Genomic DNA, 20,350 nt, shown 5'->3' on the forward strand with positions numbered 1-20,350 from the left:
ACGAGCAGCTTCAATGACGCGTGGCGGGGGCTGTATGCCAGTGCCGGTCGATGACATCAGCACTCCTTCGGATCGACCAGGCCGGCGCTACGCGCGACAATCTCGTACTGGCCGCCCTTCGCCACTCCAATGTACATGTTCATCTTGCAGTGGCGCTTGCCCGGCGCCATCTCGGCAGGCCCGCCCGGCCCTTCCGCAATCTTCGCGTGGTCGAGGGCGGCGGCTACCGCGTCGCGGTCAATTGTACCGGCCTCCTTCACTGCAGCCTCCCACAGCTTCAGTCCTCGATAGGTGCCGGTAGCGGCGCTGCCTGCCGAGAACCGGAACTTGGCAGGGAACTGTTTGTCGTAAGCCGATTGAATCCTGGCGCTCACTGGATCCTCCGCCGCGAGCACCTTGTAGTAGTCGAGGCAGCTCGCAAGCCCTTCGATCTCGTGGGCCTGGTTCATTTCCAGGAAGTTTTCGTCATAGTAGACGCAGCCCAGCCGCCCGCCGTTTCTGGAGAAGCCGGCTTGATAGAGCTGCTTGAAGAACGGGCTAACGCCGGGCGGGACAATGGCGTTGAAAACCACGTCTACTTTGTTGGATATGATACGGCTAACCGTAGAGGAAAAGTCGATCTGATCGAGCGGGTAGTATTCTTCGAAGATGACTTCGCCACCGCTGCTCTCAATCACCTTGCGCGCATAGGCGTTGATTGTTTGCGGCCAAACATAATTGGAGCCAGGCAGGGCAAAGCGTTTGCCACCATTTTTGATCAACCATGGAATGAATTGGTCGCAATTTTGAGCCGGGACCGGTCCGGTGCAGAACAGATAGGGCGTGCACTCTTTACCTTCGTAACCTTCCGGATAGATATAGAGCGTCTTGCCGCGGGAGATAATGACGTCCTTGATCGCATTGCGCATCGAGCTCGAAATACCGCCGAGCACCAAGTCGACCTTGTCTCGCTGAATCAGCTTACGCACATTTCCCACGGCGACGGATTCGTCTGAGGCAGTATCCTCAATCAGGAGTTCGATTGGGCGCCCCAACAGGCCGCCGGAATCGTTGATTTCCTTGACCAGCATGCGAGCGACGTTGGCGTCGGTGTTGCCGGCGAAGCCGAGTGATCCCGTAAGATCGGTCGCAATGCCGAGCCTGATCGGGCCTTCCGCAGCATTTGCCCAGTCCGGGCGGATCACCCAGCTGCCCGGGCCCGCCGCGATGGCGGCGGAAGCGAAGGCAAAATTGCCGAGAAAGCGGCGGCGGCTCAGTTGACGGCTGGCGTTGATCATCGGTTGACCCCTCTTCCGGAAACTAGGCCTTGCGGCCGAAACTTGATAAAAATGATGGCGAGCACGAATACCAGAACGTCGGCGATGACCGGTGACATCAGCCAAGGCAGCCAGGCACTGAACGTGCCGATGACGCTGGCGCCAGCGACCGGGCCCGCGAAGGACCCGACGCCGCCGACCATCACGGCAACAAAACCCTGGATAAGAAAGCGGATGCCGAGATCGGCGAACAGTGAAAAGACCGGCACGATCAGCGCGCCGGCGAGGCCCGCGAGCGCCGCACCAAACGCAAAGGTGACGCTGTAGATCATGCCCGTGGAGATGCCCGAGGCACGCGCCAGCTGTGGGTTCTCCAGCGAGGCGCGGACTCGCAGGCCGAACGAGGTGTAGGCAAGCAGCGCATGGCTCGCGGCCATCACCAGCAAAGTGATGATGACGATGACGCCGCGCCAGGTGGCGAAATGCAGACTACCGATCGTGATAGAGCCACCGATCGGCTCGGGCACCGAGAGATACAGTCCCCCGGTCAGGCCGCGCACGGCTTCACGAATGATCAGCCCGAGCCCATAGGTGCCAAGCATGGCGACGACTGGAGCGGCGTAGAACCGTCGCACCACGAGTTTTTCCAGCACGAAACCCAGCATGCCGACCGCGACGGGCGCGGCAAGCATGCCCAGCGGGACCGGCAGACCGACGCTGTGCACGAGATAAGTGACGTAGGCGCCGAGCAGGACGAACTCGCCCTGGGCGAAGTTGAAGATGCCCATCATGCTGGCAATGATCCCGAGACCGAGCACGACCAGCACAACGATGGCGCCAAAGCTCAAGATCTCGAACGTCGCGATAAGTAGCGTATCCATGCTGCTGCGTCACATTCCTTGGGATTGCGAGCACATCATCTTCACGCCGACCGCTCGAAGGCGTGAGCTACTCGTTGGAATGCGAAGGGCTGCTGGCACGAGAGCGCTCCTGGAAGGTCATCCCGGCAAAGGGAGTTGCAGGCGATGGTGGGCTTCTTGGGCGGCCCGCCTGTCGGCGCTTCATTCACGACATGCGGCGCGAGATTGCCTAGAGAAACGTAGGGAGATCTGAGTAATCTTGGGTAATGTTCGCCGGGCAAGCGACATTGCGCCCGCGTCAAAGAGAGCCCTCCGGCGAGTCGCTAACGTTCTCGCCAGCCCAATTTCGATGGGCCAACAGCGATAGGAGAGCTATCCGCATGCCCTAACCGCGTCGCAGGCAGGCGCAAACGCGTTCCGCGGCGAACGATGCCGAACCATGGGGAGGAAACCAGACGAGAGGACCCGCCACTTGACGATGGCCGCCGGCGGTTAGTTCAGCACCAAAAAGGATGAAGTCATTTGGGCCGAACACCTGGCTTGCCAACGAGCGGAAATGTAAATTCAATCACGGCACCCGCAAACGTGTTCCAGAGGACGTGTATGTGGTGCACGGCTGGCAGCATCAACAGCATCAATGCGCTCAAGAAAATGCTGACCGCGCAAATCCCAGTGCCGGTGTTGCGTTTGCGCCGGAGGCCTATGTGGCGAGTCTTTACGGCACGGTCACGGTTATCGATACCGGCTCAAGGCGAGTCGCAGGCGCCTAGCAAACTAACGCGCCCTCTTCGGGTCCATCCGGAGTTCGGCGCGCCTTTGCCTAATGCCGGAGTATCGTTCGAGCACGGGCAGACGGACGGTCGCTGCCGCAGGGCAGCGTAATCTGCCGCAACAGACGAAGCGGACATCCACTGTCGTCCTGGTCTGCTATCTAGAATTGTGAAGCGCTTCATACCAACTTGGCCGGCCACGAACCTAGAATGTCGGGAAAGTCATTTTGTCAGGAGAAATTTATGACCCCGCGCTGCTCGCTTGGTATTCTCGCTTACATCGCCTTGATTTTGGGGAGCCTCACGGGCCCTGCCTCGGCCTGGTGGGATGCCGGCCACATGCAGATTGCCTACGTGGCCTATAAGAAGCTCGATCCGCCAGTTAAAGAGAAGGTCGACGTCCTGCTGCGGCTAAATCCGGATTATGAAAAATGGACATCCGGCATTACAGACCCCAAGACTGCCAAGCTCTACGCATTCGTCCATGCGGCGACCTGGGCGGACGACATCAAGACCAAGGAATACAACTATACGCGTGACAAGTTGGATAGTCCGACAGCCGGCCAGAACATCGGCTATTCGGACAAGAACCAGCACGCTTACTGGCATTATAAGGACGTGAATTGGACGCCGGACGGAACGCCGCTTCCGCCTCCGGACGCCGTCGATCTTATCACGCAGATGAAATTGATGATTGCAGCCCTTCCGGCAAGTTCGGGCGCGTCGGATGATGTTCGCTCGTATGACCTCGTCTGGATTTTGCATCTCGTTGGCGATGCGCATCAGCCACTCCATGGCAGCAGCCGGTACACGCGACAAATTCCGGGTGGCGATGCCGGCGGCAATGCCGAACAGGTGATACCGGCAACCGGAGAGCCCGTGGCGCTTCATGCGTATTGGGACAGTCTTTTTGGAGGTTACGTGTCGCCTTACGGAGCTATATTTGACGCGGATGCCAGGGAAGGGCTTGCAAGTCTCGCCGTCAACGAGGTTGCCGCTAAGATCGCGGACCCGCAAAAATGGATCGATGAGAGCGCTGAACTCGCCAAGCAGTATGCTTACGCAGCACCGGTCAGCCTTGGCGATAATCCGGTTCTCCTGACCCGCGACTATGAGACCAACGTCCGGAACATCGCGCGCAGCCAAGCGGCTCTGGCGGCAGCAAGGCTCGCCAACCTGATCAACAACGCATTGAAGTAGGCCACAGCTGGCATTGCGCGGGCGTGCATTCTTGCCATCCGATTATGACGAGATCATAGAGCAGTTGATCGAACAGCTCAGAGAGCTGGAGCTCAACTTGGCTGCTCGCGAGTTGGCTGGCAAGCATGGGCCGAAGTAACCTCATGCCCCGGGACGGAGACTGCGCATTCAGGATTGACCAATTGCGCCGGAACGTCGGGCTGCAGGGCTTGGAATTGCTTTCCCGACAACCGCGGGGTCTATAAGCCAAACCCGCGGCCGATCTCCTGGATAAGCTGATCGCGGCGTCAGTATTGCGCCCGCTGAAGAGCGCTCGATCAAGCTGAGAAAAGATGCCCGTTCCAAATAGCGCGATAGCAATGCTTCTAGCATGGTTGTGACCCGGATTGAACGATGCTGAGCAAGTTCAAAACGGCCCCAGCCGCAGGATGGGGTAAACAGCCGGGGCCGGCATTCCCATTCCACGTGCCGCGATCGGCGCTAGGCGGCACGCACCGAGATTTGGCACACAGAAGCTAACGAACCATTTCATGAGGCGGCCTCCCGGTTTGTTCATTCGGCTCGATGCGAGCCGCAGCGAGATCATTCTCCGTCTGCGGCTTCGCTGAGCTGTTGTACGATTTTTCCCAAGCCTTTGTGGCCTCCAACGCATCCTGTTGGCGCCAACGAAGGCACGCCTTTCCGCCGCATCATCGACAACACATGGCTCAGCGTGGAGGGGCAGGCTACAGCCATAGTGCACAGTGGCGCTGAGATCATCGATGTTTCCCTGGCGGACCTATCGAGCCTCATGTCGTCTCACCATCGCGAAAGCGTGCACGCCTTGGCATGTGCTAAGCGGAGGAGCAGTTAAGGCAAGGCCGGTTTGCCTAGGCGCCCGGGGCTCATAGTTCGCCCCCGGCCCTCCGCGGCGGAGGAGAGGGAGAGTGGCCGGCGGTCCCATGGGCAAGGCGGGGGCATGCGCCACGCGTTATCATGATGCACGCAACTGGTCACAACGGGGCACGGGCCGCGGTACTAAGCCTGCTGCTTTGAACTTCGACGCGAAACCACCCGAAAGACAAAGCGAAAGCAGTACACCCTAAGCGACGGTGTAGGACGTTTGCGTGGTGCCCGTGTTAATGCCATCCTCATTTATGGGTTGTATGTTCCTACCCTGGATTGCATATTTTTCCCGTTGTCGACCGCCTATTGCTTTCAACAATCATGGTTTGGGCAGTAATGAGTAATCGAGGTCGGGTTTACAATTATTCGACTATTCTCAGCGAAAGGGTCGAGGGACTGGTCGCACTATTTCGAGAACTGCAGACCCTCCGGCGTCGCCTACGAGCCGCTCAGGCGAGAAGGATTGCCACGACTAGCCGTATCCCCAAGGCCAGCCGTAGAAGGAGAGCTCTTCGGCGGAGCTAGGCATCGCAAGCTCGTAGAGCCGTTCATACGACGATCGAGCTTGCCACCTCGCCATTGTTGGGGAGCTCGCATCGGATCGCTTTTAACGACACCTCCATATCCAGCCTTTGCCTGCGCAGCACCGAAGCATTGGAGCAACAGTCTCACAGCACTTTGGACCAGTGCACGATCTTAATTTGCGCCGTGTGCGCGATTCAGGCCTCCTCTGTGTAAGAACCATACAGAATATATCGGGGACGGCGAGAATGATCGTACGGGCGGCGGCCATTGTTGCCTTGGCGCATCTCTTGCAGCGAGGTCAGATACTACGTTGCGAAATATTCGGCGCCAGTGGCCGAGATGTACGCTCGTAACCATGGCGCTACCGAGGCACAGATCGAGCGGGCGCGCCGTTGCTTAGCCCCAAACGAGACTGCCGAAACCGAGGGACCACGCGCTTATACTGATTGAAGATGATCGCCACCCGCTCCGCCTCAATCGAGGAAAACTACTCGCCGTCTCCTCGAAAGCTACGTCTGTTGTTCGCCCAACTCGGACCCTGAGCCTCCTTTAAGCGATTAATGAACGTCTCGGTCTAACTCTCGCAACAGTCGATGAAGGAAGTCGCTCGCGTGGTTATATTGTGCGCCGCCGTCCAGGATCTGATGAGCGAGTGGTGCGATTATGTTGCCAACAGCCTCAGGGCCAATCAGCTCGGTCCGTGATGACCACAACTCCAACAGCCCGTCGGGGATGTGTTCGCTCGATGCAAATAGTTTGAGGAGCCGGCCTTCGGCGACACCGTTATGATCATGGTGGGCCTTGGCCGCATAAAAGGCGAACAACCCACGAAAGGCCTCACGGGAAACGGAAGGCTTAGCCATCGCAATGTCCCCCACAGAAAGTTTCAAATGAATTTGCGAAATCTGGAACTAAACGGAGGCCAAATCCTCACGCGAAGAAGATTCTACAGCAGACCGGGAAAAACCGGCAAGCCCTTAATCCATGTCAGATGGGGCTCACCGTCCGTGGCTTTTGACGTGTCGCAGCCCGGCTTTGGTTCATTTTCATAAAGTGGCGTGTAGCCGAACAACCTGCCGCTCAGGTCGCTGAGACTATGGGCCCGGGCGTCCAGGCAAAACCAGGCCCACTCTTCAAAAGTCTCCCATTAGTCAGAGAGCCCAGCGCCCGAGCTTGAAGTTGCCCGGCCGATGACATTACCGCATGGACGAGGTTGTCGCCTTCGAACGTTAGATAGACTGTCTATTGCCGCCTCGTACAAATTCAGGATTTAACCTATCGATCTCAGCGATGGTTTCGATCACGTTCTGTCGATATGGGTTCAGCTCGCGGATCACTTCGGCGGAATGATCGACACTCGCTGCAGCGATATCAAAGATATCTCGCGGTTTGATACTCGCGCCAAGGAAGATGATCTTTTTAGCGATGATTTCCGGAATCGTTTCTAGAAGGACGTTCATACCTTCAATTTCTCTCTCAATCGTTGGGTTAGCGGTCTTGTGACCGGCAACGATGAAATCAATCTCGCCAACAGCTTCGAACGCCAATTTGAGAAAGCGATTGCCGTCACCCTTGTACTCGCTTGGGCGTATCTCGAAGTTGAAGTACTGTTTCTGCGGACCCAAAACGGCAGCAATTGCGGATCACAAAGAAAGATGTCCACGTCGTAGCTTTTCGCGATGTGCAATTTGCAGCATCATCGCGGTGCCCCCACCGAACGTCCAATGGGGTCTATGACTGTTCCTTGCGAGTTAACTTAGCCAATTAGATCGCGCACTATCCGAAATAGCTTCGCCCAATCCGACCTGGTCTTCTCGGTTATCCCGCTGCAATCGGGTAATGCTCACCCGAATAGCTGGAAAACGCTTTTGCAGAAGCAACGAGCTCCGCATCGCTGATGCCGAACTGATGTGCGAATTCTTTCTGCAAATACGTGTCAACTTCACCGAAGAAAGCCGACATGTGCCCCGGCATTGTTTTAGCGGCAGCTGGATTCTTAAGGCAAAAGACGAGCGCCTGCGCGTCCAGCTGTTTGCTGTGAGGCGCGTTGATAGCGGCGAGAACTAGCGTCGAGATCGTCATTTGCGTCCCTTTTGTCCCGAGCGCGGGCAGTCGAATTCCACTGAAGGTGGTGGAATGTCCAACAAAGTCAACCCAGCGAAATAGTGCGGATTCCGATGATCGCGCGCAGCTATTCCAATCTGATGCCGCGCAGCATTCCAATCTGATCGCGCGCATGTGAAGCGCCCGATCGTTAAAGGCAATTGGCACTATCGGTAGCCGGTGGTCAAGCGGAAGAGATCACGTCTAGCGTCACTCGATGGAGCGAAGCTGACTGGACGCGCACCCCCAACAGTGCCGTAGCGGCCGGTCAGCTTCGCGGGCTGCAGTCCCGGTCTTCATCGGGCCGACGATGTAATCAAGGTCGAGGAAGAACCGGCTGGCGACGCATGGAGTCACCGTTCAGTTCGAGCCTGTGAGCATTGTGAAGCAACCGATCAAGTATGGCATCAGCGTAGGTTGGGTCATTTATGAGCTCATGCCATTTGGCAATTGGAAGCTGGCTGGTGACGAGTGTTGATCGACGGCCGTAGCGGTCCTCAAGGATTTCGAGCAGATGATGCCGGGCATTGGCGTCGATGGCCTGGAGGCCCCAATCGTCCAAAATCAGGAGCTCGACCGCGGCGATGCTCTTCATCCGCGAAGTGAGTCGTCCGTCGCCCCGGGCAAGGTCCAGTTCTTCGAACAACCGCGGCAGCCGGATGTAAAGGACAGAGTGGTTGTCCCGGCAGGCCTTGTGACCAAGCGCACAGCCAAGCCAGCTTTTCCCGACGCCGGTCGGCCCGACAATGGCGCAATTCTCGTGGTTCTTGATCCAGTCTCCCTTGAGCAGCATGTCGAACAAGCGGCGGTCGAGCCCACGGGGTGCGCGGTAGTCGATATCCTCGGGCACGGCATGATGACGCAGCTTTGCCTTACGAAGGCGAAGTGCCAGGCGCCGGTTGTTACGCCAGGTCGCTTCATGGTCCAGCAGCAACGCCAGCCATTCGGCGTGAGCGAGGCCATGGACCTCCTCGTTGTCGGCGAGGTTCTTAAAGGCCTCGGCCATGCCGGTAAGGCCGAGCTGGGTAAGCAAGTGGAGCGTGGGGTGTGTCAGCATTTTCTTTCCTATTAGTGGTAATAGTCCGAGCCTCTGATGTTGGTGTGTAGGATCAGCTCGTGCTCGGGGACGTGGGCGTTGCAACGCGATCGAGCCCCTTCTCGAGGATCGATTTGACGCTCGGGTAGTTGCGAGCCTGGATCTCAATCGCGCGCAGCGCGGCCGCCTCGAGGCGCTCGGCGCCAAAGCGCTTCTCAAGCCGGATGATCCCCAGGCACGAACGATAGCCCTGTTCGGGATGCGGCCGATCCTCGATGATCCGGTCAATCAGCAGGCGCAGCATCGGGCCGATCCGGCTTGCCTCGCTACGGATCTTTGCCGGCGTCCACTCGCCATAGCGCCGATGGCTGGAAGGCATGTGGGCGCTGATCGTCGTGAGCCGCCCGTTGCCGCTGCCGCGCATGTGCGCGGCGATACGCTCGCCCCCCAGGAAGATCTCAACCGTTCGCGCACAGATCCGCGCTTCTACCTCGCGACGGGCGAAGCGGTAGGGCACCGAGTAGTAGTGTCGTTCGATCTCGACGTGATAGTCGAGCCCGACCCGGCATCGGCGCCATTCGGCATGGACCCACGGCTCGCCGGGCAGCGGCTTAAGATTCGGCGCGTCAATTTCCTCGAACAGCTGGCGCCGTGTGCGACCATACTGGCGCCGCACCCGTCCGTCATTGAGCTTGGCCAGCCACTCAGCGATCGCACCGTTGAGTTCGGCCAGGCTGTAAAAAGTTCGGTTGCGCAGCCGCCCCAGCAGCGAACTGCTCTCCCGCCTGCAGGTGGAATATCCTGGAGCCTACCCGAACAAGCTTCTTCGAACGCTTCAACGGCGGCTTAAATCCTGGCGTAGCGAGCAAGCGAATGCGCTGCTGTTCGCTCCTACAGCGAAAATGCCACCAAGGTCAGAGGTCACGACACCGCAATGATGTAGCGGCTGCCAGCGGAGGAGGCCGGGCGCTCCGAAACCCCGGCCATCTCCGCACCCGGCCTCCTCCTCAACCCAAGCCAGGAGCAAAATAAATGAGGCAACCGATCGCGCCCGGGAGCATCGATACGTGAGGCAATACGGAGTCTCACCCTGATCGCCGCCGCGCACCTCCTCGTCGGCATCCAATCCTCCCAGCTGCTTCCAGCCGGAGAAATGGCCCAACGATCGGGTCTCACACCATCCGAAACTGCGCGCGATCAAATCGGAATGGTGCGCGGACAATGCTCGGAATGCTGCGCCGATCATTTCGGAACCCTGCGCGCCATCAAGTCGGTACGGTGCGCACCATCTTCTCGGAATCGGCAAAATAGCTGATCATCTAAGTGAGGTACCCGCAGCGCGAAGCGTGTTCAGACCCGATCCTGACGTTGGCCGCCTGAGCAAGCGAGCGAGGGCTTCGCCGGATCCAGCGCCCTGCTCCACGTGGCGCACATTCGACGATGCAAGTGACACTCGTGAATAACCTGGAGAATGCAGTGCCTGCAAAACCCCAAGCTAAGAAGCCGAGCCATGAGGCCTTCGTCGAGTGCGTTTTGGACCAAGATCGGCGCGGTCTGGCCGCACGATGATGCCAACGGCTTTAACGTCGACCTGGTCGTCCTGCCTGTCAGCAGACGGCTCGTCATCCGCGAGCGAAAGGAAGCCACCAGCTGATCATGAGAGGAGCCTGATGCGCCGACGCGGCTCTGTGCGACTCATCCCGGAGCAGCGGCGAGGCACGCTGGCGTGGCAAGGGAGACCATCCTTCACACTTGGAATGGTTGAAGTCCGTTGAGAGCTGATGACCCGCAAGGTGCAGAGCTCCTTGCCCCGCATCAGAAATGATGCGGGACACTTTTGCTGAGAAGCGCTCCGGTCAGTGGCGCGTCGGCGAGCCGACCGGACTCTATGCGCAGTGCGCGCCGGGCCGAGAGTCCGGGCCCTTGGGACCCGAAGCGCGTCAGCCCAAGCCGTCCAACCATTCCCAGGGGAGTCTCGGTCGGAGCTTCCTTGCCCCGCCGCTCATCCTTCGCGTCATCAGGGAATTCGTGTCCGGCTGCGAGTGGCGCAGCCGGATTGACTAAACGCAGGACTGTATTCGGGCTCAGCCTTTGGGTTCGCTGCACTTTAGAGATGCGGCGGAAGTGGTCGCCTTTGCTGGTGCAGCACCACCAACGGACTTTTTGAGGAGATCGCCGAACCTTTGTTTCTCCTCGGCAGGGCCGATCACTGCCCAGTACGAGACGATCGTGCAGTGCCCATCCTTACCGTGGCCCCATCCGGTAAGGTTTCCAATGAAGATGTCATCGTTATCAGTGTCGAGCCGCTGGCCCACAAACGCGCCCATCCCTAGCTTGTCGGAACTGGATATGTACGTGAACATTAAAAGATCGCCGGAACGGGAGCCTTTTACTTTGAAGTTTCGGGGATTGCCTTTTCTGTTGGTGCGTTCGGCAACGTCTCGATCCTGGATCATTCTTCCGGATGCGAGAACGTGCCGGGGCACAAGGAATTCATATTGATCGGCAGGACCGTCAGAAGAATCTGTGTAGATGTACAGCGCCTGCTCAAGACTCATCACTCTTATGAGCCAAGGGATCACGTTTTGCTCGAACGGGTCACGAATAAACCCGACGACGACAGCGGCCACGACAAAACCTAGCGCCGCTTTCAGGCCCTGACGCACCAGGTCAGGCGCCAACGGTCGCACCGTGTCGCGAACCCCCTTCCAACACCTTTTTGCAACTAGAAATCTCGGAGGTAATACGAGCTGCTTGCCCGCTCGTGCTTTGCGCGAATTGCCCATACCCCCCCCCCCCGCCAAGGCATTCTCGGGCGCGAAAACGCCCGAGAAGCATTTGCATCCTTAACCGCCGCAGAGCGTCGAGTTTGCCCTGATGATAACCGGTGCCGACGGACGAGAGCAGCGCATTAGATCCTCCATGCGAGCTGAGTTGCTCGCTAACAAGATGTCGGAAGGCGAAAGCAGCGGTTCAAGAGAGTCGATGCAAAAACCAGAGCTTTCCATCTAAGTGCCGGATATCATTTGCTTCCCACCACCTACCGCAGCGCAAACAACTACCAAAGTGCTATGTCTAGCGCGACATTACAAACGCGCCGCACGCCATTTGTTATTCGGTAAAGCAGAATACCTGGCCAACTCGACTTGAAGAATTTCGCGTCGCTCCCTCGACCTCTGGCCAACTCCTACCAGTCCAAGTACACGACGACGGTCTGACAAAGAGCCGAAACACCAGCTGCGCTAGCGGCCAAGGCGTTGAAGGTGCTCTGGCGGTTATAGGCAGCGCCGAGCGCGTTGAGCTTTTCAGCCTCTTCCTTCATCCCAATCGCTCCTCCAACTCCCTCAAACCTATTTCCCGAATTCACCTTTGCAGACAAGAACCACAAACCAGCGGCCAGGATCGCAAAAAGCGCTGTCGCCAGGTTGAAGAAGTGCTTCGCAGACAATCGTTCCCCGCGGGTTAGCGGCGCTCGGCCGAGCCGCTAACGGCAGCGAACCTTCGCATAGATCGTGCACCCTTGCGTCCCGTCGCAGAACAAAACCTCTTTCCAGCCGGAGGGGTCGCAGTCTCCCTCCCAGCACTTGTGGTTAGGAGGAAGGGTGCTGCAATCCCGGTGCGGACCATCGCGCAGGATACCGGCGATCGCCCCCGCCCTCATTATTGCCTGCGCCTCTTCAAGCGTCTTCCGCTCCGTGGCGTAGCCCTGCTGATGGGCTTCTTCGACCGTCTGGGGAATCTTTACAGCGTCTGCCATTTACGGCCCTCCCTTGCGAATGGCTGCCGCGACAGCTTGTCCGATCAGCGCGGCATTGTGGATTGCGGCGGCCTCAGCGGCGGCGGCGTCCCCAGGCGGTGCTATGGTGATGGTCACATCGTGGGTCCGTGTCCGCGTGGCGTTCAAGAACGGAGAGTCCGGGTTGGCCGTAAACTCAACCAGCTTCCACGTTGGAGTTACCGAACCGCCATAAACAACGACGAACGTGACCTGATAGCTGAATGCGCTGTAAGGACCAATGATCGTCCCTGGCACGGTCGACAAGAAGATCTTTTTATCCAGAAACTGGCCGATCTTGAGATCTCCCTCGATCAGAATCTCTCCCGGCTTCTCGCACGGATTCACAATCGGTCGGGCGGAGCGCAATTCCCTGAGAGGATATGTGAAGGAGATCGTTTCAATCCTGGTTGCGTCTGAAGAGGCATTCACTCCAGCGCCGAGTGTGAATGACCTCGTATCGGAAAGAGTTCGTACCCACGACAGGCCTGGGTTTGCGCTACTCTTTTCCTCAACAGTCAACTTCAGGGTAACCGTTGCCAACCAGTCTTTGATCCAATCAGCCTTGATCCCGCTGCGCTGGCCAGCCCCATAGTATTTCCTGATGGCGTCATCCACTCCCTTATGCAGCTCGCACTTGATGTGGTTGATGATGCGGTTTTCAGTGATCTTTTGGCTGTCAGGAGGCTCGTACCACTCGTGCATCTCCGGCACGTAAGCCCCGCAGCCGCCGAAAAGCGCAATAGCGGCCGCGCAAAGCAGAAGCCCACAAATCCGCATGATAAAACCGCATAAAAAAACGACGGCCGCATGACGACATACTCTTTGTTTGGTCGCAACGGCTTCTGATTGGACAATGTCGAAGATTCTTCAGCTGTGTCGATCGCGCAACATGGGGTTGAGGCTTGTCGGCTTGCACTTGCAATTGCGCCAAAAATCTCAAAACACGATCACGGCCTGTTCGCGTTTTAAGTCGGCTTTTGATCACGCACCCCCGTCCGCAGTGCGAAGCGTTAGGCGGCCGGACAATCACGGTCGTTCGCGGCTGGTTGTAGCGGGCCACCCCAAGCGCCAGGGCAGCGAAGCTGGCCATTGGCGCTATTCTCCTCCGCCTTGACCACCAAATCGTTCTGGCGCGGTTCTGTTGCGTCTCAGGTCTACTCCGTGTCGAGGCAGCATCCAATGCGCGGCCAGTAGGACCGGGAATTTGGGACCGTAGCGCGTCAGCGCAAGGCATCCAACCGTATCCCGGAGGGTCCCTCGGTCGGAGCCTCCTTGCCCTGCCGCTCATCCTTCGCTCCTCAGGGAATTCCCGTCCGGCCGCGATTGGCGCAGCCGGTAAAACCAAGCGGGAGTACGAAAGATGAAACGCAACGAAAGGAAACCGGCGCGCACGGGATCTATGTGGTCGAAGGAGAAGGTGACAAGACCTTCTGGACCAAGATCGGAGCAGCTTGGGCGCACCAGGACGGCAAGGACTTCAACATCCAGCTAAGCTGCCTGCCCGTGAACGGGCGCCTTGTTCTCCGCGATCCGAAGGTCGCCGAGGACGACGAGGAGGCGGGCGATGAGCCCCGCCGCTACGCGGCGCTACCGCGTCCGTCTCAACGATTGGGCGCTCACGACATGATCGTCCTCGCCGCCAGCGAGGAAGTCGCCATTGCCAAGGCAATCGCCATCAACGACCATCGTGCTTCCCGAGTTGCGTGTCTTGCGTTGTGACAGGTCAAGATTGTTTTCGGCACACAAATACTATCCGGATCGGACGAAGGCGTTCACGTCCGGCACGATGTATCCTTAATAGATGCAGAACTGTACGTTTCGTACCACAGCTCTACGATTGGTGACTGAGTTCAATTGGTATGGGGCCGTTGAGATAGTGCTGAAAAGTCTTCTCCGGAGAACATTGATCGACGATATCACCCGCAACGGAGTATTCTCGAGTTTTGCGCGCGGGCATTCATCGAGCCGCCTAGCCAGAATAACGCCACATTCAGATCATTTGGGCGCCGAGCAACTCACACATCTTGCTCAATTGGAAATCCTGCGAGCCTCTGCTGCAAGGCCGAGCGTCGCCCGAGCGCCCCCTCTTCTGCCATCAACGCCGTTCCAGCATTGCGTCGAGTCTCATCCCGAGGTAAGAACGCGGCCAAGTTGCGGCGTCACGTTTGCGGCCACCATGATCCGTCACATCGTCTTCTTCACAGCCAGAGATGAGGCCGGTATCGACCAAATCGTCGAAGGTCTATCGGTTCTTACCTCGATCCCATATGCACGTCGGCTCGAGATTGCGCGCAACCGCAAGCGTGATCAGCTCGGCAATGACATCGACGTCGTGGTGTACGGGGAGTTTGATAGCGAGACGGATCTCGCTGCGTACAAAACGCACAATTTGTATCGAGAAGCGATCCGACGCGTACGGCCACTCCGGGAGTTGCGCTTTGCTGCTGACTATGAGCTGTCAACAGACGTGCATTTCGCTGGAACGGCAGGGCTAACGCAAGTCGCTCGGCGCAGCGGACCAGCTGGCCGTGAGTAGCTTGATGATCAGCCGCAAAGTCTCGTACGCATCGGACGGAAACACCCCTCCTTCGGAAGGGCATCACGCGCCGCGGGCCTCACAACCTGCCGGTCGTCGGTAACAGATCGCCTATGCACGTCCGCGAGTTGCAGTGGATTGAGCCTGTCAAGGCGCTGCGATGCTTTGCGCAGCGGCCGCAGCTTACCTTTCTCGATAGCGCGGCAGGGCATGAGCTGCTTGGGCGTTACTCATATCTGGCCTGCGAGCCGTTCAGTACCTATTTGGTCGCCGATGGACAGGCAAGTTGGAATGGAGAGGCACTTACAGGCGATCCATGGGAGGTCCTCCGCAGCCTTCTTGCGAGATACAAAGAAGCGCATCGCCCCGATCTCCCCCCATTTCAGGGCGGCGCAGCCGGCTTCCTCGCTTACGATCTGAACCGAACACTGGAGCGGCTGCCGCCGCCGTCAATTCTCGGTCTCCGGCTGCCCCAATCAATCCTGCATTTTTACGATGTGGTGGTCAGCTTCGATCACAAGGACCACAGGTGCTGGATCGTCTCGACCGGACGGCCCGAGCAGGACCCCATCCGACGGGCCGATCGCGCGCGTCGTCGGGCCGACGAGTTTGCAGCACTGCTTGCCAGGCCAAAGTCGCCGCGGATCATAATTCCCAGCACGTCTGGCGCTTGGCACTCGAACTTTAGCCGTGAACGCTTCATCGCAGCGGTCCAGCGCGTCGTCGGTTTGATCCTGGCCGGAGATATATTCCAGGCGAACATCGCGCAACGCTTCAGTGCCAGGGTTTCGCCCCTGTTCGATCCGCTCACCTTTTACTGCCAGCTCCGGTCATTGAACCCGGCACCGTTTGCAGCTCTCTTGCGCTACAATAAGCTGACGATAGCATCGAGCTCTCCTGAGCGATTTCTGAAACTTGACGGACGGCAGGTCGAAACGCGCCCGATCAAGGGCACATTCGCGCGTTCCGCCGATTCCGCGGAAGATGGACGCCGTGCCGAACTCCTTCTTGCGTCCGAGAAGGATCGTGCCGAGAACATTATGATCGTCGACCTGCTGCGCAACGATCTGTCACGCGTTTGTACCGACAATTCGGTCGAGGTTACCGCACTGTGCAATTTGGAATCCTATGCGTCAGTGCACCATCTCGTCTCGATTGTCAGGGGCGCACTTACTCCAGACAAAGACGCCGTCGGTCTGCTTCGCGCCTGTTTTCCGGGCGGCTCCGTTACCGGCGTTCCGAAGGTGCGAGCAATGGAGATCATTGCCGACATCGAGGGAGTGGCGCGAGAGGTCTATTGCGGGGCGATCGGTTTCATTGGATTCAATGGACAGATGGACACGAACATTGCGATCCGCACCGTGATGATCGACGACGACCTAGCCGTCTTTCATGCAGGGGCTGGAATAACGGCGATGTCAGATCCTGAAGCCGAGTATGAGGAGACGCTTGCTAAAGCACAGCGACTCTTCGACGCCTTTGGTGCCGATCCATCTGGTGCGTTTTGATTTTGATCATCGACAATTACGATTCCTTCGTGTTCAATATTGCGCGCTATTTCCGCGAGCTCGGTGAAGAGACGCACGTCATCCGGAATGACGCGATCAGCTTCACCGATCTCGTCGCGCTCCAGGCGCGTGCAATCGTGATCTCCCCCGGGCCGTGCACGCCCATGGAGGCCGGCATATCCACTGCCGTTGTCCGCGAACTCTCGGGTCGCGTTCCAGTTCTTGGCATCTGTCTTGGGCACCAGTGTATTGGGAGCGTTTTCGGCGGGCGCGTGTCGCGCGCGCGTTGTCCCATGCACGGCCGAGCCTCACACATAACGCATGACGGCCGGGGGTTGTTCAAGGAACTCCCGTCTCCACTTCCTGTTGGACGCTATCATTCTCTGGCGGTCGAACTCGAGGAGTCAGACGCGCAGCATCTCGTGGTGACAGCCCGTTCAATTGAAGGTGAGATCATGGCTTTGGCACATAGGCATCACCCAACCTATGGCGTGCAATTCCACCCCGAGTCAGTACTTACTCAACATGGGCACGTGCTGCTTATGAATTTCTTGCGATTGGCGGCCAGTTTCGAAGCGTGAGATCGAAGAGGCATCACCTCCATTCGGTAAGTCGGGGCCATCTTCTGGCTTACGGGCGTTTCCTCCCCTCACTTGGCCACCGGTGCCTATGGGATCGGCGTTTCTCTTCGGTATCGGATCAACGCTCCTGTTATCTGCCAAAGCTTCGCGTATCGATCCGGCTCGCGATGCCTATAGGATTCGCCGCCCTCATCTCACGCGCTGTCCGGCGATACCGAGACGAGACGTCAACACCGCGGCTGTAACACCATCGGTGGGTCAGTGGGAATCAGGCTGGTTGAGGTCGGAGAAACAAGAGGAGGTGGACAACCGAACTAGGCTAGGCCGCGTAGCTATAAACGGCGCCGTCATGTGACGGGTGACTACGTCCGCTTTGGTCCTATAGCGACCAAGTTCGTGCGGCAGCGCAGTATGTCACGATGGGCCGAAAGGCGACCTGAGTTTGGCGCGCTTCCGAGATCGAGATACCCACGAAAGCATTGGAGCGTCCACCTTAGAAGCTTCGCGGATTGCTGTTTCCTTGCGAGCGCGGCGGGTCGTCACCCCAGCGCTTCGGTTTCTTCATTGCTCGCGAGCTTCTTCCGTAGTGCCGTGACGACACGGTGAACGGTTTGCAGGTCCTTGACCGAAAGCCCTTCCGAAAGGCCGTTGACCCACGGTGCCTGCAAAGCCATGGCGGCATCGAAAGCGCGCCGACCCTTATCAGTCAGCACGACAAGTTGTGCCCGCCGATGATGCGGGTTGGCCTCGAAGGCGAGAAGGCCTTCCGCATGCAGGTCGTTGACGATCCGCTGCACGTTTTGGCGATTGGCGCCGAGGTCGCGGGCGAGCCACGCGACCGGCTGCGGGCGTTCTGCGTGCACAATGGCCCCGAGGATCTGCCAGCGCGCGCTCGTGAGCCCGAGCTGAGCCACCAAGCGGTCCCCTGCAGTCAAGAGTTGGCTGTTCAGTCGGAACAGATCGAGCATGAGATTGGTCAGGGCATCGCCGGCTGGCGTTCGTTGGGATTTCAGCATCTGTCACCATAAAACTGTATTGACACCATAATGTCAATGTGGTAAACCTATCGTACCACATTGACATCATGCAACCAATTGAGGACCTCATGACATCGTTCCGCCCACTGGACCCCGCCTTTCCCATCGAACGCCAGATCGGCATCGATGCCAGCCCTGTCGTGATGGTGAATGTCTTCACTCTCGACAAGGCCGACGAGCAAAGCTTTCTCCGAAACTGGCAGAACGATGCTGCCTTCATGAAGACCCAACCCGGCTTCATCTCCACCCAGCTTCACCGCGCGATCGGCGAAAGCCCGACCTATCTGAACTACGCCGTCTGGGAATCCACCGCGCACTTCCGGGCTGCGTTCACGCACCCGGAGTTCAGATCGAAGATTGCGGCCTATCCCTCGTCCGCCGTCGCCTCTCCGCACCTGTTCCAGAAGGTCGCCGTGCCCGGCATCTGTGTCGCGTAGCTCGTCCCGCAACCAGTTAGAAGGAGATTGGCAATGGGCCTGAAGAGTACCTCCGAACGCTATGGGGCCATGATCGTAACGATGCATTGGCTGACCGCACTGCTGATGATCATTCTCATTGCCACAGGATTCCGCGCGGCGAACACGGTCGATCCAGTAGTGAAGGCGGCAATCCTAGGGGTTCACGTCCCGATCGCCACCGCGGTTCTCGGGCTGATGGTTCTTCGAATTGGCTGGTGGTGGGGCGTCGATCGCAAGCCCCATCCGGTCGCTGGGTCACCGCGGTGGCAGGAGCACATAGCTCGCGCGATACATCTTCTCTTCTACGTGGTCACCTTCGGAATGATTGCGAGCGGTATAGGGATGATTGCGCTGAGCGGCGCAGCGCCAATGATCTTTGGCGGAGAAGGCGCCCTGCTGCCTGACTTCTGGAAGTATCCGCCCCGTGTGCCGCACGGCTTCGGAGCGCGGCTTCTGCTTGCCTTGGTCGCGCTTCATGCCGGGGCCGCTCTCTATCACCAGTTCATTCGCCGTGACCACCTTCTTCGGCGCATGTGGTTCAGCAGATGACCTACGACGCAAAGACCGAGCCATAGCATTTTCTGGCGACACTGCGCCGCTCGACGCCGCGGCGAAAATGGCGGAGGGCGCGGACGTACTGGTCCACGAAACCATGTACGTGCCGGCCATGGAGGCGTTCGTCAGAGCACAGGTCGCCGCGGGCCTGCCGGTGAAGTTCGACTCATTCATGGCGCATATGAAGGCGAGCCACACACCATCCGAAGATGTCGGGCGCATCGCCCAGGAAGCTGGCGTCAAGACGCTCGTGCTGTCGCACCTCGCTCTGGCCATCGACGGAATCGGCGACGAAACCTGGCGTGCCCCGGTGGCGAAGCATTCCAAAGGCGAGATCATCGCAAAGATCTAATGATTGTGTGAGGCGGGCATAAACGGCTTGTCGCCTTTGGGTCATTTTCGACGGTTTCAGCGGACATTGTCGGCTGGCTGATGTCCGCTTCTACCCCGTAAGCGTCCAACCGGAGCGTACCCGGAAGCGTCGCGTCTTGCCAGATCCCTATGATTCAAGCTTCCAAACAGGGGGGTGAATCATGCGCTACGAACTCGCCGATCATGAATGGATTGCCATCAAGCCCATGCTGTCGAACAAGCCGCGTGGCGTTCCTCGGGTTAACGACCGTCGTGTCCCGATGGCATCTTCTGGGTCGTAAGCGCTTACGTCCGTATAGCTTGCTACACCGCTTCGTCCGTTGGCGGCGGGCTGGTGTCTGGGGCCGCATCATAGCGCACTTGCTGCCGCGCACGAACACTGTCCAAATGATTGACACCTCGATTGTCCGCGTGCATCAGCATGGAGCCTGCACACTAGGAATCGGCGCCAATCGATGGGAAGGGCACGCGGCGGCTTGACGACTAAATTCCACGCAGAGGTCGATAGCAATGGTTTGCCAGTACGACTTGGCGCTGAGCCCCGGCGAGGACCACGACATTTGACTTGCCGGAAAACTGCTCTCTCGCTTGAGGCCCGGGTCAATGACGCGGACTGGATAAGAGAACTGGCTATGAAAAAAGGCGCGTGGGCCGACATCCCGCCCAAAAGCAATCGCACCGATCCGATCTGCTTCAGCCCGTACCTTTATCGCACTCGCAACCGGGTCGAGTGGTTCTTCAACAGGATCAAACAATGTCGTCGTGTGGCGACGCGCTACGACAGGCTTGCGGGAAACTACCTTGCCTTCGTCCAACTCGCATCTATCCGGCTATGACTGGCTGCGCGTTCTGAGTCCATGCCCTAGCCTAGCCTAGGAGCCAGACATCGC

At 58.4% G+C, this 20,350-nt stretch carries 21 protein-coding genes and 3 pseudogenes; 12 read left to right on the plus strand and 12 right to left on the minus strand.

Going from position 1 to position 20,350, the window contains the following annotated elements:
• Positions 1 to 56 precede the first annotated feature (56 nt).
• Positions 57 to 1,277 (minus strand): substrate-binding protein, encoded by a 1,221-nt coding sequence (locus P6U29_RS35140; protein WP_407114765.1) that lies wholly within the window; start codon positions 1,275 to 1,277, stop codon positions 57 to 59.
• Positions 1,274 to 2,137, minus strand: coding sequence for a branched-chain amino acid ABC transporter permease (locus tag P6U29_RS35145; protein ID WP_407114766.1), 864 nt, complete (start codon positions 2,135 to 2,137; stop codon positions 1,274 to 1,276). The genes P6U29_RS35140 and P6U29_RS35145 overlap by 4 nt, the downstream gene beginning before the upstream one ends.
• 491 nt (positions 2,138 to 2,628) lie before the next feature.
• Here P6U29_RS35145 and P6U29_RS35150 point away from each other — a divergent pair, with 491 nt between their 5' ends.
• Both P6U29_RS35150 and P6U29_RS35155 read left to right on the plus strand, forming a co-directional pair.
• The gene (locus tag P6U29_RS35150) at positions 2,629 to 2,886 is read left to right on the plus strand and encodes a hypothetical protein (protein ID WP_407114767.1); all 258 of its coding nucleotides are present in this window, start codon (positions 2,629 to 2,631) and stop codon (positions 2,884 to 2,886) included.
• A 243-nt stretch (positions 2,887 to 3,129) separates the two neighbouring features.
• A complete protein-coding gene (locus P6U29_RS35155; protein ID WP_407114768.1) occupies positions 3,130 to 4,086 on the plus strand; it encodes a S1/P1 nuclease in 957 nt (318 codons plus the stop codon).
• 1,967 nt (positions 4,087 to 6,053) lie between these two features.
• Here the strand turns inward: P6U29_RS35155 and P6U29_RS35160 are convergent.
• The 5 genes and pseudogenes from P6U29_RS35160 to P6U29_RS35180 form a co-directional block, all read right to left on the minus strand.
• The gene (locus P6U29_RS35160) at positions 6,054 to 6,359 is read right to left on the minus strand and encodes a hypothetical protein (protein ID WP_407114769.1); all 306 of its coding nucleotides are present in this window, start codon (positions 6,357 to 6,359) and stop codon (positions 6,054 to 6,056) included.
• Between the two features lie 366 nt (positions 6,360 to 6,725).
• Complete coding sequence (locus tag P6U29_RS35165) at positions 6,726 to 7,121, minus strand: nucleotidyl transferase AbiEii/AbiGii toxin family protein (RefSeq protein ID WP_407114770.1); 396 nt, start codon at positions 7,119 to 7,121, stop codon at positions 6,726 to 6,728.
• A 193-nt stretch (positions 7,122 to 7,314) separates the two neighbouring features.
• Positions 7,315 to 7,734: a hypothetical protein gene (locus tag P6U29_RS35170; protein ID WP_407114771.1), complete on the minus strand. Its 420-nt coding sequence runs from the start codon at positions 7,732 to 7,734 to the stop codon at positions 7,315 to 7,317.
• Positions 7,735 to 7,915: 181 nt separating this feature from the next.
• The gene (gene istB, locus P6U29_RS35175) at positions 7,916 to 8,656 is read right to left on the minus strand and encodes an IS21-like element helper ATPase IstB (RefSeq protein WP_407114772.1); all 741 of its coding nucleotides are present in this window, start codon (positions 8,654 to 8,656) and stop codon (positions 7,916 to 7,918) included.
• Positions 8,657 to 8,667: 11 nt separating this feature from the next.
• Positions 8,668 to 9,404: pseudogene (locus P6U29_RS35180) on the minus strand (Mu transposase domain-containing protein); the annotation flags it as partial.
• On the opposite strand from P6U29_RS35180, the pseudogene P6U29_RS35185 reads away from it, so the two are divergent.
• Positions 9,394 to 9,573 (plus strand): annotated as a pseudogene (locus P6U29_RS35185) (ISNCY family transposase); the annotation flags it as partial. The pseudogenes P6U29_RS35180 and P6U29_RS35185 overlap by 11 nt on opposite strands.
• Before the next feature lie 572 nt (positions 9,574 to 10,145).
• Positions 10,146 to 10,289, plus strand: coding sequence for a hypothetical protein (locus P6U29_RS35190; RefSeq protein WP_407114773.1), 144 nt, complete (start codon positions 10,146 to 10,148; stop codon positions 10,287 to 10,289).
• A gap of 430 nt (positions 10,290 to 10,719) precedes the next feature.
• Here P6U29_RS35190 and P6U29_RS35195 read toward each other — a convergent pair whose 3' ends face one another.
• The 4 genes from P6U29_RS35195 to P6U29_RS35210 form a co-directional block, all read right to left on the minus strand.
• Positions 10,720 to 11,316, minus strand: a complete 597-nt coding sequence (locus P6U29_RS35195) for a hypothetical protein (protein WP_407114774.1) — start codon at positions 11,314 to 11,316, stop codon at positions 10,720 to 10,722.
• A 506-nt stretch (positions 11,317 to 11,822) separates the two neighbouring features.
• On the minus strand, positions 11,823 to 12,083 hold the full coding sequence (locus P6U29_RS35200) for a hypothetical protein (protein WP_407114775.1): 261 nt from the start codon (positions 12,081 to 12,083) through the stop codon (positions 11,823 to 11,825).
• Between the two features lie 36 nt (positions 12,084 to 12,119).
• Positions 12,120 to 12,392 (minus strand): hypothetical protein, encoded by a 273-nt coding sequence (locus P6U29_RS35205; protein WP_407114776.1) that lies wholly within the window; start codon positions 12,390 to 12,392, stop codon positions 12,120 to 12,122.
• Positions 12,393 to 13,190: a hypothetical protein gene (locus P6U29_RS35210; RefSeq protein WP_407114777.1), complete on the minus strand. Its 798-nt coding sequence runs from the start codon at positions 13,188 to 13,190 to the stop codon at positions 12,393 to 12,395.
• 546 nt (positions 13,191 to 13,736) lie between these two features.
• Here P6U29_RS35210 and P6U29_RS35215 point away from each other — a divergent pair.
• The 4 genes from P6U29_RS35215 to P6U29_RS35230 all read left to right on the plus strand — a co-directional run bounded on the left by P6U29_RS35215 (position 13,737) and on the right by P6U29_RS35230 (position 17,038).
• Positions 13,737 to 14,132 (plus strand): hypothetical protein, encoded by a 396-nt coding sequence (locus P6U29_RS35215; protein ID WP_407114778.1) that lies wholly within the window; start codon positions 13,737 to 13,739, stop codon positions 14,130 to 14,132.
• Between the two features lie 457 nt (positions 14,133 to 14,589).
• A complete protein-coding gene (locus tag P6U29_RS35220; RefSeq protein ID WP_407114779.1) occupies positions 14,590 to 14,949 on the plus strand; it encodes a Dabb family protein in 360 nt (119 codons plus the stop codon).
• Positions 14,950 to 15,062: 113 nt separating this feature from the next.
• On the plus strand, positions 15,063 to 16,457 hold the full coding sequence (pabB, locus tag P6U29_RS35225) for an aminodeoxychorismate synthase component I (protein WP_407114780.1): 1,395 nt from the start codon (positions 15,063 to 15,065) through the stop codon (positions 16,455 to 16,457).
• Positions 16,454 to 17,038 (plus strand): anthranilate synthase component II, encoded by a 585-nt coding sequence (locus P6U29_RS35230; RefSeq protein WP_407114781.1) that lies wholly within the window; start codon positions 16,454 to 16,456, stop codon positions 17,036 to 17,038. Before pabB ends, P6U29_RS35230 begins: the two co-directional genes overlap by 4 nt.
• A gap of 539 nt (positions 17,039 to 17,577) precedes the next feature.
• Here the strand turns inward: P6U29_RS35230 and P6U29_RS35235 are convergent.
• Positions 17,578 to 18,054, minus strand: coding sequence for a MarR family winged helix-turn-helix transcriptional regulator (locus P6U29_RS35235; RefSeq protein ID WP_407114782.1), 477 nt, complete (start codon positions 18,052 to 18,054; stop codon positions 17,578 to 17,580).
• A gap of 89 nt (positions 18,055 to 18,143) precedes the next feature.
• Here P6U29_RS35235 and P6U29_RS35240 point away from each other — a divergent pair, with 89 nt between their 5' ends.
• The 4 genes and pseudogenes from P6U29_RS35240 to P6U29_RS35255 all read left to right on the plus strand — a co-directional run bounded on the left by P6U29_RS35240 (position 18,144) and on the right by P6U29_RS35255 (position 20,296).
• Positions 18,144 to 18,512, plus strand: a complete 369-nt coding sequence (locus P6U29_RS35240; protein WP_407114783.1) for an antibiotic biosynthesis monooxygenase family protein — start codon at positions 18,144 to 18,146, stop codon at positions 18,510 to 18,512.
• Positions 18,513 to 18,545: 33 nt separating this feature from the next.
• Positions 18,546 to 19,082, plus strand: a complete 537-nt coding sequence (locus tag P6U29_RS35245) for a cytochrome b (RefSeq protein ID WP_407114784.1) — start codon at positions 18,546 to 18,548, stop codon at positions 19,080 to 19,082.
• A complete protein-coding gene (locus tag P6U29_RS35250; protein ID WP_407114785.1) occupies positions 19,045 to 19,440 on the plus strand; it encodes an MBL fold metallo-hydrolase in 396 nt (131 codons plus the stop codon). Before P6U29_RS35245 ends, P6U29_RS35250 begins: the two co-directional genes overlap by 38 nt.
• A 181-nt stretch (positions 19,441 to 19,621) precedes the next feature.
• A pseudogene (locus P6U29_RS35255) lies at positions 19,622 to 20,296 on the plus strand (IS5 family transposase).
• The last annotated feature ends 54 nt before the right edge of the window (positions 20,297 to 20,350 follow it).

Source organism: Bradyrhizobium sp. LMG 9283 (genome assembly GCF_045571415.1).
Taxonomy (GTDB): domain Bacteria; phylum Pseudomonadota; class Alphaproteobacteria; order Rhizobiales; family Xanthobacteraceae; genus Bradyrhizobium.